A 12,489-nucleotide genomic window follows, 5' to 3' on the forward strand; every position below is an offset into this window, starting at 1 on the left:
GGGTCGTGGCGGTGCCCGTATTCTGGGAGCCATGCCCACGAGCCCCGCGGCCGACGACTACCTCAAGACCATCTACGCCCACACCGAGTGGCAGGATGCGCCGATCACGCCGTCCGTCCTCGCGGCCAAGCTGGGCGTCGCGCCGTCGAGCGTGACCGAGATGGTGAAGAAGCTCGCTGCGTCTGGGCTCGTTTCACACGAGCCGTACCGTGCCGTGACGCTCACCGATCCCGGCCGCGAACGTGCCGTCACGATGACCCGGCGTCACCGTCTCATCGAGACGTGGCTCGTACAGGAGTTCGGCTACACATGGGACGAGGTGCACGACGAGGCCGAGGTGCTCGAGCATGCCGTCAGCGACCGCATGCTCGACCGGATCGACGAGCGACTCGGCCACCCGATGCGGGATCCGCATGGCGACGCGATTCCGCGCCCGGACGGATCCGTCGAACGCCTGCCATTCGTTCGGCTCGACGGCGCGGATCCGGGGCATACGGGCGAGGTGCTGCGCGTGAGCGACCGGGATCCGATGCTCCTGCGCGCCATCACGAGCTCGGGCATCGACGTGGCGACCGAGATCACCGTGCGCGAGGAGTGCGTCGAGGTCGACGGGCGCCGCGTGGAGCTGCCCGACGGCGCCGCGGAGGCGATCTGGCTCACCGTGTGACGCGGCCGGGTGCTACCGTGACGGCATGGGAACGATAGAGGGAGCGCCCGTGATGGGGCGCTGCGGGATCTTCCGCGACCGCCGCGCCTGACGGCGCGCTCGCGTTCGATCCGAACTCTTCGCTGACGTCAGCGCGCCGTCTCTCCGAGATGTCATCGGCACCTCGGACGGGCAGTCTTCGCGTGCTCGCACGCGCTCACCCTGCCGTCGGGGTGCTCCAGAACTCTTCCTTGGAGCGCGCACATGCCTCGTTCAATCCACGGCGGCCGACATGAGCTCGGCCAGAACTTCCTCACCCACCGACCGACCATCGAGCGTATCGCCGCGCTCGCCGCGGACACCCGCGGATCCATTCTCGAAATCGGCGCCGGCGATGGCGCGATCACGCGATCCCTCGCGGAGCTCGGACGTCCGATGACCGCGATCGACATCGACGAGCATCGGGTGCGTCGATTGCGACGTGCGCTCCCCGATGTGCGCGTCGAGCACGCCGACGCCCTCCGCTACCCGCTCGCGGGGCCGGTGATCGTCGGGAACATCCCGTTCCACCTCACGACGCCCGTCCTTCGGAGGCTGCTCGGCGCTCCGCGCTGGCGCGACGCGATCCTCCTCACGCAGTGGGAGGTCGCGCGAAAGCGTGCGGGCGTCGGTGGGCGCACGATGATGACGGCGCAGGCTGCGCCGTGGTTCGAGTTCGCGCTCGAGGGCCGCGTGCCCGCCCGCCACTTCGCGCCGTCGCCGAGCGTCGACGGCGGGATCCTGCGTGTGACGCGTCGTGGTTCGCCGCTCGTGCCACCGCACGAGCGTCGCGCATATGAGGCGTTCGTCCGCGCGGTGTTCATGGGGAGGGGCGGATCGCTCCGACGCGTCGCAGCGGGTGCCTCACGGCGGGGCGGGCGCGCCGCCGATCGGGCGCTCGCGCGGGCCCGCGTGCGGGACGGTGCCCTGCCGCGGGATCTCACGCCCGCGCAGTGGGCGTCGATCTGGTGCGACCTCCGGGTCGCGCCGTAGGCGAGCCGATCCGGCGGAGATCCGCTCGTTCTCCGGATCCGGTCTCAGGATCGGATCCGGAGAATCGGCGATCGTCCGGCGGATCAGCTCACCGTGTGAGGTGCGGCGGGGTGCGACGATAGGGGAGTGAGCGACTCCGCCGGCCCCGAAGAGAACCGCGAGCCGTCGACGCACGGCGTCGGACCGTGGCCGGGGCCGTGGCCCGATGGCGATCACTGGGATCCCGAGCTGCTCGAGCACGGCGATACCCGCAACGTCGTCGACGAGTACCGCTACTGGACGATGAGCGCGATCATCGCGGATCTCGACACCCGACGCCACGCGTTCCACGTCGCGATCGAGAACTGGCAGCACGACATGAACATCGGATCCGTCGTGCGCAGCGCCAACGCGTTCCTCGCCGACACCGTGCACATCGTCGGGCGGAAGCGCTGGAACCGGCGAGGGGCCATGGTCACCGACCGTTACCAGCGTGTCGTCCACCACCCCGATGTGGCGTCTTTCCGCGCGTGGGCCGCGGAGGAAGGCATCCCGATCATCGCCGTCGACAATGTGGGCGAGGCCGTGCCGGTCGACCGAGCCGAGCTTCCCGAGCGCTGCGCGTTACTTTTCGGTCAGGAGGGGCCGGGCCTGTCGGACGAGGCGCTCGCCGCAGCGGATGCGCACATCGAGATCACGCAGTACGGATCTACGCGGTCCATCAACGCCTCCGCCGCGGGCGCGGTCGTCATGTACGAGTGGTGCCGCCGCTGGGCGAGGTGAGGACCTGCTGGCGCGAACCCTTTTGCCGGAGGGTCACCCCGCGTTCGTCAACCACGCGGATCCCCGCACGCGGCGCGCGAGGGTCCACCAGCGCATGCCCATGAGCACGCCGTAGAACGCGACGGACACCCAGAGGAGCCCCCAGGATCCGCCGGGTCGCGTCATGAAGAGCACAGCCAGGTAGGCGAGGAACGGCACGAGGTTCACGAGCCCCGCGAGCGCCAGATAGCGCGAGTCGTTCGCCCCCATGAGCACGCCGTCGAGCACGTAGACGATGCCGGCGATCGGCTGCAGAACGCCCATGATGATGAGGGCGGGGAGGATCATCCACGACATGCCCCAGTCGCCCGTGAAGGCGACGCCGACGACGGGTGAGAGACCCGCGATCAGGACGCCGATGACGACGCCCGCCATCGCGCCCCAGGCGACCGTGCGGCTCAGAACGTAGCGCACGCTCGCCTCGTCGCCTCCGCCGAGGTGTTTGCCGATCAGGGCCTGCGCCGCGATCGCGAGTGCGTCGAGCGCGAACGCCGCCATGGACCCGATCGTGAACACGATCTGCCAGCCCGCGAGCTCGTCTGTCCCGAGTGCCGTCGCCCCCGCCACGGTGAGGAGGAGCCCCGCGCGGAGGGCGATCGTGCGCAGCAGCAGCCAGCCTCCCGTGGTCGCGGTGCCGCGCACGCCGGCGCGCGACGGCTGGCCGCTCGAACCGTGACGTCGCGCGAGCGCCGCGATGATCACGACATACGCGGCGACCATGCCCCACTGTGCCGCGATCGTTCCCGCGGCGGAGCCCGCGATCCCCCAGCCCGCGACGTAAATGAACACCCAGTTGAGGAGGGCGTTCGCTGCGAAGCCGATGCCGGCGATCCAGAGCGGGGTGATCGTGTTCTGCAGCCCCCGGAGCAGCCCCGTCGCGGCGAAGATGACGAGCATCGCCGGCAACCCCCACATGCTGAGCTCGAGGTAGATCTCGGCCTGCTCGGAGACCGCGGCCGACGCGCCGAACAGCGAGACCGCCCAGGGCGAGAGGAAGTACCCCGCCACGGCGAGGACACCGCCGATGCCGAGGGCGAGCCACATGCCGTCGATGCCCCGGGCGACCGCCCGCGCGTCGTCACCAGCCCCGTGCAGGCGCGCGACCGCCGGCGTCGTCGAATAGGCGAGGAACACCATCAACCCGACGAGCGTCTGCAGGATGCTCGACGCGATGCCGAGCCCCGCGAGCGGCGTGACGCCGAGGTGGCCGACCATCGCAGAATCGAGCGCGAGGAAGATCGGCTCGACCACGAGCGACCCGAAGGCAGGCAGTGCGAGCCAGAGGATCTGTCGATTGAGGGTGCGCTGTGCGGTCACGGATCCAGCGTAGGCGGGACGTGTGACATCGCTCGCGGCAGCTGCCGCTGCGCGATCCGATCCGAATCGGCTCCGGATCCGATGTCGGTGGTCGCGCATACGATGGTTCGCATGACGCTTCCCTCCGGCCTCGCGATCGAGGAGTTCTCCGCCGATATCCGCCCGCAGGACGATCTGTTCCGTCACGTCAACGGTGCGTGGATCGACAGAACGGAGATCCCGGGCGACAAGGCCCGGTGGGGCGCGTTCCACGAACTCGCCGAGCAGGCGGAGAAGGATGTCCGGGCCATCGTCGAAGAGGCGCAGGGCGCCGACGGCGGCGAAGCGCGCAAGGTCGGCGATCTGTTCACGAGCTTCATGGACACCGGGCGCATCGCCGAACGCGGCCTGGCGCCCATTCAGGACCAGCTCGCCGCGGTCGACGCGATCGCCGATGTGCCGACGTTGCTGCGCACGATCAGCGCTTTCGATCGCGAGGGCATCACCAACATCATCGGTGTGTACGTCGAGCCCGATCCGGGCGACCCGCAGCGATACATCCCGTTCTTCGCTCAGGCCGGCATCTCGCTGCCCGACGAGCAGTACTACCGCGATGAGCAGTTCGCCGAGGTGCGCGAGACGTTCGTTGGCCACGTCGAACGCATGCTCGCGCTCGCGGGCGTCGCAGACCCCGCCGACAGTGCCGCGCGCATCATGGCGCTCGAGACGGCCGTCGCGGCGCACCACTGGGACAATGTGCGCAGCCGTGACGCTGTTGCGACATACAACCTCATGACGTGGGCCGATGTGCAGAAGCTCGCGGGCGTCGATCTCGGGCCGTGGGCAGAGGGCCTCCTCGGGGGCGCCTCCGCGGACGGCGTGGTCGATGAGGTCACGGTGATGCAGCCGTCGTTCCTTGAGGGGATCGGCACTCTGCTCACACCGCAGCGCCTCGACGACTGGAAGGCGTGGCTGCGCTGGAAGATCGTGCGCTCGTCGGCGCCGTATCTCACCGACGACCTCGTGGAAGAGAACTTCGCCTTCGTCGGGACCACGCTGCAGGGCGTCCCGGAGAACCGCGAACGGTGGAAGCGCGGCATCAGCCTCGTCGAAGGGGCGATGGGAGAGGCCGTCGGCAAGATCTACGTGGACCGCCACTTCCCGCCCGAGGCGAAGGCAGAGATCGATCGTCTCGTCGCGAACCTCATCGAGGCGTACCGTCAGTCGATCACGGGCCTCGAGTGGATGAGCCCGGTCACGCGCGAGAAGGCGCTCGACAAGCTCGATCGCTTCACACCGAAGGTCGGATACCCGACGAAGTGGATCGACTACGCGTCGCTCGAGATCGATCCCGACGACCTGCTCGGCAATGTGCGCCGCGCGAGCATTTTCGAGCACGACCGGCAGCTGGCGAAGATCGGGCAGCCCATCGACCGGGAAGAGTGGCTGATGACGCCCCAGACCGTCAACGCCTACTACCACCCGCTCATGAACGAGATCGTGTTCCCTGCCGCGATCCTGCAGTACCCGTTCTTCGATCCGGAACGCGACGCGGCCGCCAACTACGGCGGGATCGGGTCGGTGATCGGCCACGAGATCGGCCACGGCTTCGACGATCAGGGATCGCAGTACGACGGCACCGGGGCCCTCGACAATTGGTGGACTGACGACGACCGTGCCGCGTTCGAACAGCGCACGAAGAGTCTCATCGACCAGTACGACGCGCTCACGCCGCAGGGCCTCGACCCGCAGCACACCGTCAACGGTGCCCTCACGATCGGCGAGAACATCGGCGACCTCGGCGGACTCGGTATCGCGCTGAAGGCCTACGCGCTGTCGCTCGACGGTGAGAACCCCGAGGAGATCGACGGATTCACGGGTGTGCAGCGCGTGTTCCTGTCCTGGGCGCAGGTGTGGCAGCAGAAGGGCCGTGACGCAGAGACGATCCGGCTGCTCGCGATCGATCCGCACTCGCCGAACGAGTTCCGTTGCAATCAGATCGTGCGCAACATGGATGCGTTCTATGATGCGTTCGGCGTCGAAGAGAACGACGAGCTCTGGTTGCCCGAGGATCAGCGTGTGACGATCTGGTGAAGGCCGGAGCAGGGGGTTCCCCCGCACCACACAAGAGAACACAGACGCAGACCACTGCCGCGCTTCGCCGTGCGGCACTTCGAGGAGACGAAGTGGCCACAGAGCCCGAGATCCGGTCTGCGTCGCTGCGGGGGGAGCGACGCAGCGGCAGGACGAGGCGAGCGCGGCGGCGCCCGTCGGGTCCGCGGCGCCTGGTGGCGACCGTGCGGGCTCTTGATGAGCTTGCGCGCTCGGGTGCCGAGGTGAGCGCGTACGTGTCTGACGCGGACACGGGGCAGGTGATCTTCTCCGCCGACAGCCACGTCGTCATGCCCGTCTCCGATCTGTGCACACTTCCGATCCTTGTGGAGGTCGCGGTCCGGCTCGAAGAGGGAAGCCTCGACCCGGGAACGCTGCTCTCACGTGGCGACGACGTCTCGGGGGGAGGGGTGTGGCGCCACCTCGATCAGGAGAAGCTGTCGCTCGCGGATGTGGCGGTTCTCGCGGCGGCGAACGACGATCGCGAGGCCGTGAACGCCCTGCTCGACGCCGTGGGGCTCGAAGCGGTCACACGACGCATGGCCGAACTCGGAATGACGCGATCCGCCGTCCTCGACCGCTTCCGCGGCGATCGCGGGCCCGACGACGCGCCGCACGTCGCGATCGGCACGACCCGCGAATACGCCGATCTGTTTGCGAGGCTCGCACGCCGCGAGGGCCTCCCCAGCGGTGCGATCGATCGCCTCGCGGCGCTCTTCGCGCGGCGGCGCGACGTGAGTCTCGTCGGTGCTCCCCTTGCGGTGGATCCGTACCCCGCCGCCGATGTGCCCGACCTCATCTTCCTGAATCAGCTCGGGCGTGCGGAGGGCGTGCTCGCAGAAGCGGGGATCGTGCTGGGCCGTCGCGCGGCCCTCACCTTCGCGCTCTTCGTCACGTGCGGCGACGCGTCACTCGTCACCCGCCACCGCGTGCACGCCGCGTTCCGGACCCTGGGCGAGGACATTCTCGAGATCGTCGCGTAGGAGCGGGGCTCGAGGCGTCCTCGGCATCGGATACGAGAAGAGTCGCTCGCGCGAGCGGACCTGCCTGTTTCACCGCGGGTGCAGTGACGGAGTCGACGCGCGTTCACGGAGCTCGGGAACGATGTGCAGGCGTTCGACGGGCCGTGCCCGCCCCTCCTCGAGGCGCGCCGCGATCACCTCGACGGATCGGCGACCGACATGCTCCTTGGCCGGTCGCAGTGCCGTGAGCGGCAGCTCCGCGCCCTCCGCGACCTCGTCGTCGTAGGCCATGATCGCGAGGTCATCGGGCAGATGCATGCCGGCGTCGGTGGCCGCCTGCTGCAGCAAGATCGCCTGCGGATCGTTGTGTACCAGCATCGCCGTGCATTCCTCCTGCCGCGCTCGTGTGAGCAGTCGCATGAACACATCGATGCGTCCCGCCATCGTCTGGTCGTTCCCCGGTGCGTGCTCGTCGATGACGATCGGCAGGTCGAGGTCGCGTGACGCACGTCGCCATCCCTTCCGCAGCGGTCCTGATGTCGGAGAGTCAAACCAGGTCATGATGCCGAGCCGGCGGTGCCCTTGTCGAGCCAGATACCTCAGCGCGAGCTCGCCCCCGAGCGCATGGTCGGTCGCCACCCACTCGAGCCGGGACAGTTCGAGATCTGCGGGGGCGCGTCGCTCGACGAGTACGACCGGGATCGGAAGTCGGTTGAGCCACTCCAACAGGGACTTCCCTTCATCTCCGCCGACTTCTGGCGCCACGATGAGTCCGTGCACGGCGTTGCCGGCGACCAGCGACTCGATCTGCCGGCGTTGGTCCTCGACCGTGTAGCTCGCTCCGCGCAGCACGAGCTGGATGCGTTTGCTGGGCGCGGCCGAGCGCGCGCCGAGGATGACCTGGGGCCAGTAGTAGTCCAGCGACGGGACCACGATGCCGACGCGATGCATCGGAACATCCGATTGGCGGTGCACCGCGGTCGTCGTGTCGAGCTCGCTGCGCAACGTCGCGCCGCCGTGCACGCGCGTCGCGAGGCCAGCGTCTGCGAGCGCTTGTATGTCTCGCCGGACCGTCATGTCGGTCACCCCGAAGTCGTGCGCGAGGGTGCTCACGTGCACCTCTCCCGTGCGTCGCAGCTCGTTCAGGATCCGTTCTCGTCGCGAGAGCCCGAAGGAGCCCGATCGTTCAGTCATCAGGCTCAACCACCGTGCGAGACGCTGCCGAACTCGGGGTGATGAATGTTTGAGTCTGTTTGACCATGTTTAATCATGTCTATTTCGCTTGAATGTGTTCACTTTTGAAGGATTACTGAGAGGAGCACATCTGCGCAACACCGGTGTTCGAAGGAGAGCCCATGCCGCACGCGCCACGTACGCACCTCGCGATGACGCGCGCCACGTTCGAGCTCCTGTTCGACGACGCTCGGATCGCGCGCATCGCGCGTGTGGTGGACGCCCCGCGACCACTGTTCCTCGAGGATCTCTCGGCGCCAGGCCACCGTGCCGCACTGGCTGAGACCGAGGTGCTGGTCACTTCGTGGGGCGCGCCGAGACTGGACGACGAGATGCTGAAGCGGATGCCCCGTCTTCGCGCTGTCTTCCATGCGGCAGGGACGGTTCGGGGTCTCGCGAGCGACGCGCTGTGGGAACGCGGCATCGTCGTCACGACGGCGGCAGATGCGAACGCGATCCCGGTCGCCGAATACGCCTATGCCGCGATCGTGCTCGGGAGCAAGCGGGCCTTCTTCCATGCCCGGACGGCAACGCTCCCGGACGGGCGGGCCCCGAATCCACCACGGGTGGGCTACAGCAATCTCGATCGCACCATCGGCGTCGTGGGGTTCTCGCGCACTGGCCGCAGGGTGGTCGGCAAACTGCGCGGACTCGACGAGGCACGGATTCTCGTCGCGGATCCGTATGCGGATGCGGGGGAGGTCGCCGCGGCGGGGGCGGAGCTCGTCGCTCTGGAGGAGATGCTTCCGACCGTGGACGTGCTGTCTTTGCACGCCCCGGCTCTGCCGTCGACGCGCCACATGATCGGACGCACGGAGCTCGCCGCGCTGCGAGACCGTGCGCTCGTGATCAACACCGCGCGCGGTTCGCTCCTCGACCACGACGCCCTGATCGACGAGTGTCGGAGCGGACGGATCGACGCGATCCTCGATGTCACCGAGCCGGAGCCGCTCCCCGCGACGTCGCCGCTCCTCGCGCTCCCGAACGTCGCCGTCACGCCGCATCTGGCCGGCTCGACCGGCAGCGAGACCCGTCGTCTCGCCGACGCCGCGATCGAAGAACTCGAGGCCTATGCGGCGGGGAGGGAGCCGCTGCGCAGAGTCCGGCCCCAGGATATGGCGGTGACAGCATGATGGCGCGTGCATGGCCGGCGCTCGATCGGGAGATCTCGCCATACACGGGATGGCGACGGGAGCACCTCCTGCAGGTTGCCGACAGTCTGCTCGACGGCGCGATCCGTTACACGAGCCCTGGTGGCGCGCGGATCGCATACCCCGGGGCCCCGGGCGGGAACGGTCCGGATGTCGACGGGCTCGAGGGATTCGCACGCACCTTCATGACCGCCGCCTTCCGCATCGCCGGAGATCCGGTGGGCACCTCCGAGCTCGCGGATCGATTCGCGCGCGGGATCGCTTCCGGGGTTGACTCCGACTCTTCCGAACGGTGGCCGCGACTCGAGGATGTCGGCCAGGCGAAGGTGGAGGCGGCGGCGCTTGCGCTCGGGTTGCACATCGCTCGCGATCAGGTCTGGGCGCGTCTCGATGACCGCGCGCGCGGGAACGTCGTCGACTATCTATCGGGGTTCATCGGCGGCGCATATCCGCCGAGCAACTGGGCATGGTTCCGTATCGTCGTCGAGCAGTTCCTCGCGAATGTCGGCGCCGAATACAGTGCATCTGACATCGATGAGGACTTCGCGCTGCTGGACGGGTTTGAGCGCGAACACGGGTGGTCGTCCGACGGTTCATCCCGCGCATACGACCACTACAGCGGGTGGGCACTTCGCCTCTATCCGATCATCTGGGCTGACATGGTCGGCGACGACCCTGCCTGGGCCGCACGCGCGACTCGATACCGCACCGCGCTCGACGACTATCTCGACGATTCGCTCCACCTCATCGGGGCCGACGGGGCGCCCCTGGCGCAGGGACGGAGTCTGGTCTACCGATTCGCGACCGCCGGGCCCGCATGGGCGGCTGCCTTCTCCGGGGCGAGCCGGCACGATCCCGGACTCCTTCGTCGCGCCGCGATCGGACAGGTCGCACACTTCGTGCGCCAGGGCGCGCCGGACGCGAACGGATTGCTCACGCTCGGCTGGCACGGCGCGTGGCGCGACCTCGCACAGGTGTACTCGGGGCCGGGGTCTCCCCACTGGGCGGCGAAGGGGCTGCTCGGCATCGCCCTCCCGCCCGAACACCCCGTCTGGACCGCCAAGGAGCGACCGCTTCCCGCCGATCGCGGACCGTTCGTCCGCGCGATCTCTGCGCCGGGCTGGGTCGCGTCCGGCTCGGCGGACGGGATCGTCCGCGTGGTCAACCACGGTACCGATCACAAGAATGAGGGTGAGTATCAGCCGGACGGTCCGCTGTACGCGAAGCTCGGCTATTCGACCGCGACGTTCCCCGTGCTGCGAGGCGAGCACGTGATCGATCCCCTCGACCAGCACGTCGGCGTGCTGCGAGAGGGCAAGGCCAGCCATCGTTCGGGCTTCGCGCGTGGAAGGGTCGCGGTGCTCGACGAGGCCACCGCGATCGCGTCGTCGCGTTCGCGCGCGCATTGGCCGCTCCGTCTGGCCGGCCACGCAGATCACGGGCACGGAGACGCGGCGCTGGAGACAGAGCTCGGACCCTGGATCGACATCGTGTCCGTCGTCCGCGGCAGCTGGGAGGTGCGGTTCGTCCGGGTGCACGTCGACTCCGGGGCCTCCGATCTCACGGTTCGGATCGGGGGATGGGGCGTCACGGGCGAGACGGGCCTCGAAACCCGCGTCGTCCCGGTCCGCGGTCTTGATCGTGTCGAAGTCGCCCACGTGGGCGACGTCACCCCTCTCGACGGCGACACCATCGTCCCCTATGCCCTCGGAACGGTGACAGGTGACTGGCAGATCGCCGCTCTCTCGCTCGGGGTGGCGGAACGCACCGATTCGCCTCCGACCGTATCGGGCGCTGCCCCGTCCTGGACGATCCGCTGGGGAACCGGGTCGTCAACGCATGTCCTCCCCGGCACCTGGTGCCACACCTCTGCACACGAAGAAAGGTAGCGCGATGAAGCGTTTTCTCCTCCCTGGAACGGTCGCCGCTGCGGCCCTGGTCCTTGCCGGTTGCTCGGCCACCGGTTCCGCATCCGAATCCGACGACCCGAGCATCCTCACGATCTCGGGCTGGGCTCAGAAGGCCACGCCGGAGTTCGATCTGCTGGCCGAAGGCTTCGAGAAGAGCCACGACGGCGTGACGGTCGAGGTGACGTACTACGACCCGTCCGAGTACGACACCCTCCTCACGGCTGACCTGGCGGCGGGCTCAGCCCCGGACGTCATCGCCCAGAAGGCGATCGTCGGGCTCCCGGCCCTGGTCGAGGGCGGGCAGCTCCGTGACGTGTCCGATATCGACCTCCCCGATGCCGTGAGTGGCACAGCCGCCTACGAGGTCGACGGTGTTCCGTATGCGACCCCGTACCGACAGGACTCATGGGTGCTGTTCTACAACAAGGATCTCTTCGACGAAGCCGGCGTCGAGTACCCCGATGGCACGTGGACATGGGACGACTACGTCGATGTGGCGCGCGACCTCAAGGAGGGGCTCGACGCGGCGGGAACGCCAGCGAAGGCGGCCTACCAGCACCTCTGGGAGGGTCCGGTGCAGGATACCGCCACGTCTCAGCAGGGAAAGGATGTCCTGGATGGTGAGTACGACTATCTCGCGCCCTACTACGAGCGCTCCCTGCTGCTGTCGGAGGAAGGCCTGCAGGAGAGCTTCAACACCGTGACGGCGAACCAGCTCACCTACCAGGGTGAGTTCGGATCCCAGCGCACCGCGATGATGCCCATGGGCACCTGGTACACGGGAGCGCTCATTCAGCAGCAGGAGAGCGGGGACGCCGACGGCTTCGCGTGGGGCATCGCACCGCTTCCGCAGAGCGATGAGTCGACGACGGGTGCCGGAGCGAAGCCGGTGACCTTCGGGGATCCGACCGGTTTCGGCATCAACACGGGCATCTCCGAGGAGAAGCAGGAGCTCGCGAAGGAGTTCCTCGCCTACGCCGCGAGCGAGGACGCCGCGATGGACCTTGCGAATGCGGGGATCATGCCCGCGTTCACCAGCGACGATGTCGTCGGCGCCTTCTTGTCGGCCGACACCGCGCCGGACGATGAACTGTCCCATCGCACGGTGACCGATCACGACACCCGCTCCGTGAATGTGGCATCGCCGCGGACTGCTCCCGTGCGGAACATCCTGCTCGATCTGCATACAGCCGTCATGTCGGGATCTGCGGACATCGATGATGCGATTGCTGAGGCGGAGGAGCGCGTCGCGAACGAGGTCGGCGAGGAGTGACCGGCCCTGTGCGCCGGCCGGTCCCGGCCGGTCGGCGCACCCCTCGTTGAAGGAGAACGATGACCACGACAAC

10 protein-coding genes are annotated in these 12,489 nt (G+C 68.4%); 8 read left to right on the top strand and 2 right to left on the bottom strand.

Features of this window, described 5'->3' with window-relative positions:
- Positions 1–31 precede the first annotated feature (31 nt).
- The 3 genes from C0012_RS12240 to C0012_RS12250 all read left to right on the top strand — a co-directional run bounded on the left by C0012_RS12240 (position 32) and on the right by C0012_RS12250 (position 2,440).
- Positions 32–667 carry a metal-dependent transcriptional regulator gene (locus C0012_RS12240; protein ID WP_110587905.1) on the top strand — a complete coding sequence of 212 codons (636 nt, stop codon included), beginning with the start codon at positions 32–34 and terminating at the stop codon, positions 665–667.
- Positions 668–910: 243 nt separating this feature from the next.
- On the top strand, positions 911–1,678 hold the full coding sequence (gene erm / locus C0012_RS12245) for a 23S ribosomal RNA methyltransferase Erm (RefSeq protein ID WP_110587904.1): 768 nt from the start codon (positions 911–913) through the stop codon (positions 1,676–1,678).
- Between the two features lie 126 nt (positions 1,679–1,804).
- Positions 1,805–2,440: a TrmH family RNA methyltransferase gene (locus tag C0012_RS12250; protein WP_110587903.1), complete on the top strand. Its 636-nt coding sequence runs from the start codon at positions 1,805–1,807 to the stop codon at positions 2,438–2,440.
- A gap of 33 nt (positions 2,441–2,473) precedes the next feature.
- Here C0012_RS12250 and C0012_RS12255 read toward each other — a convergent pair whose 3' ends face one another.
- Complete coding sequence (locus tag C0012_RS12255; protein WP_232527916.1) at positions 2,474–3,796, bottom strand: MATE family efflux transporter; 1,323 nt, start codon at positions 3,794–3,796, stop codon at positions 2,474–2,476.
- A gap of 111 nt (positions 3,797–3,907) precedes the next feature.
- Between C0012_RS12255 and C0012_RS12260 the strand changes: the two genes are divergently transcribed.
- The gene (locus C0012_RS12260; RefSeq protein ID WP_110587902.1) at positions 3,908–5,869 is read left to right on the top strand and encodes a M13 family metallopeptidase; all 1,962 of its coding nucleotides are present in this window, start codon (positions 3,908–3,910) and stop codon (positions 5,867–5,869) included.
- Positions 5,870–5,961: 92 nt separating this feature from the next.
- A complete protein-coding gene (locus tag C0012_RS12265) occupies positions 5,962–6,870 on the top strand; it encodes a serine hydrolase (protein WP_162621747.1) in 909 nt (302 codons plus the stop codon).
- A 69-nt stretch (positions 6,871–6,939) separates the two neighbouring features.
- On the opposite strand, the gene C0012_RS12270 is transcribed toward C0012_RS12265, so the two are convergent.
- On the bottom strand, positions 6,940–8,043 hold the full coding sequence (locus C0012_RS12270) for a substrate-binding domain-containing protein (RefSeq protein WP_110587900.1): 1,104 nt from the start codon (positions 8,041–8,043) through the stop codon (positions 6,940–6,942).
- Between the two features lie 161 nt (positions 8,044–8,204).
- On the opposite strand from C0012_RS12270, the gene C0012_RS12275 reads away from it, so the two are divergent.
- Genes C0012_RS12275 through C0012_RS12285 form a run of 3 tightly spaced genes read left to right on the top strand, consistent with a single transcriptional unit; the run spans position 8,205 to position 12,416 of the window.
- Entirely contained in the window at positions 8,205–9,215 is a 1,011-nt protein-coding gene (locus C0012_RS12275; RefSeq protein WP_110587899.1) for a hydroxyacid dehydrogenase, read from the top strand.
- Positions 9,212–11,122, top strand: coding sequence for a DUF2264 domain-containing protein (locus tag C0012_RS12280; protein ID WP_110587898.1), 1,911 nt, complete (start codon positions 9,212–9,214; stop codon positions 11,120–11,122). The genes C0012_RS12275 and C0012_RS12280 overlap by 4 nt, the downstream gene beginning before the upstream one ends.
- A gap of 4 nt (positions 11,123–11,126) precedes the next feature.
- Positions 11,127–12,416, top strand: a complete 1,290-nt coding sequence (locus C0012_RS12285) for an ABC transporter substrate-binding protein (protein WP_110587897.1) — start codon at positions 11,127–11,129, stop codon at positions 12,414–12,416.
- Positions 12,417–12,489: the final 73 nt, after the last annotated feature.

It is taken from the genome of Microbacterium suaedae (genome assembly GCF_003254645.1).
In the GTDB taxonomy this organism is placed as follows: domain Bacteria; phylum Actinomycetota; class Actinomycetes; order Actinomycetales; family Microbacteriaceae; genus Microbacterium; species Microbacterium suaedae.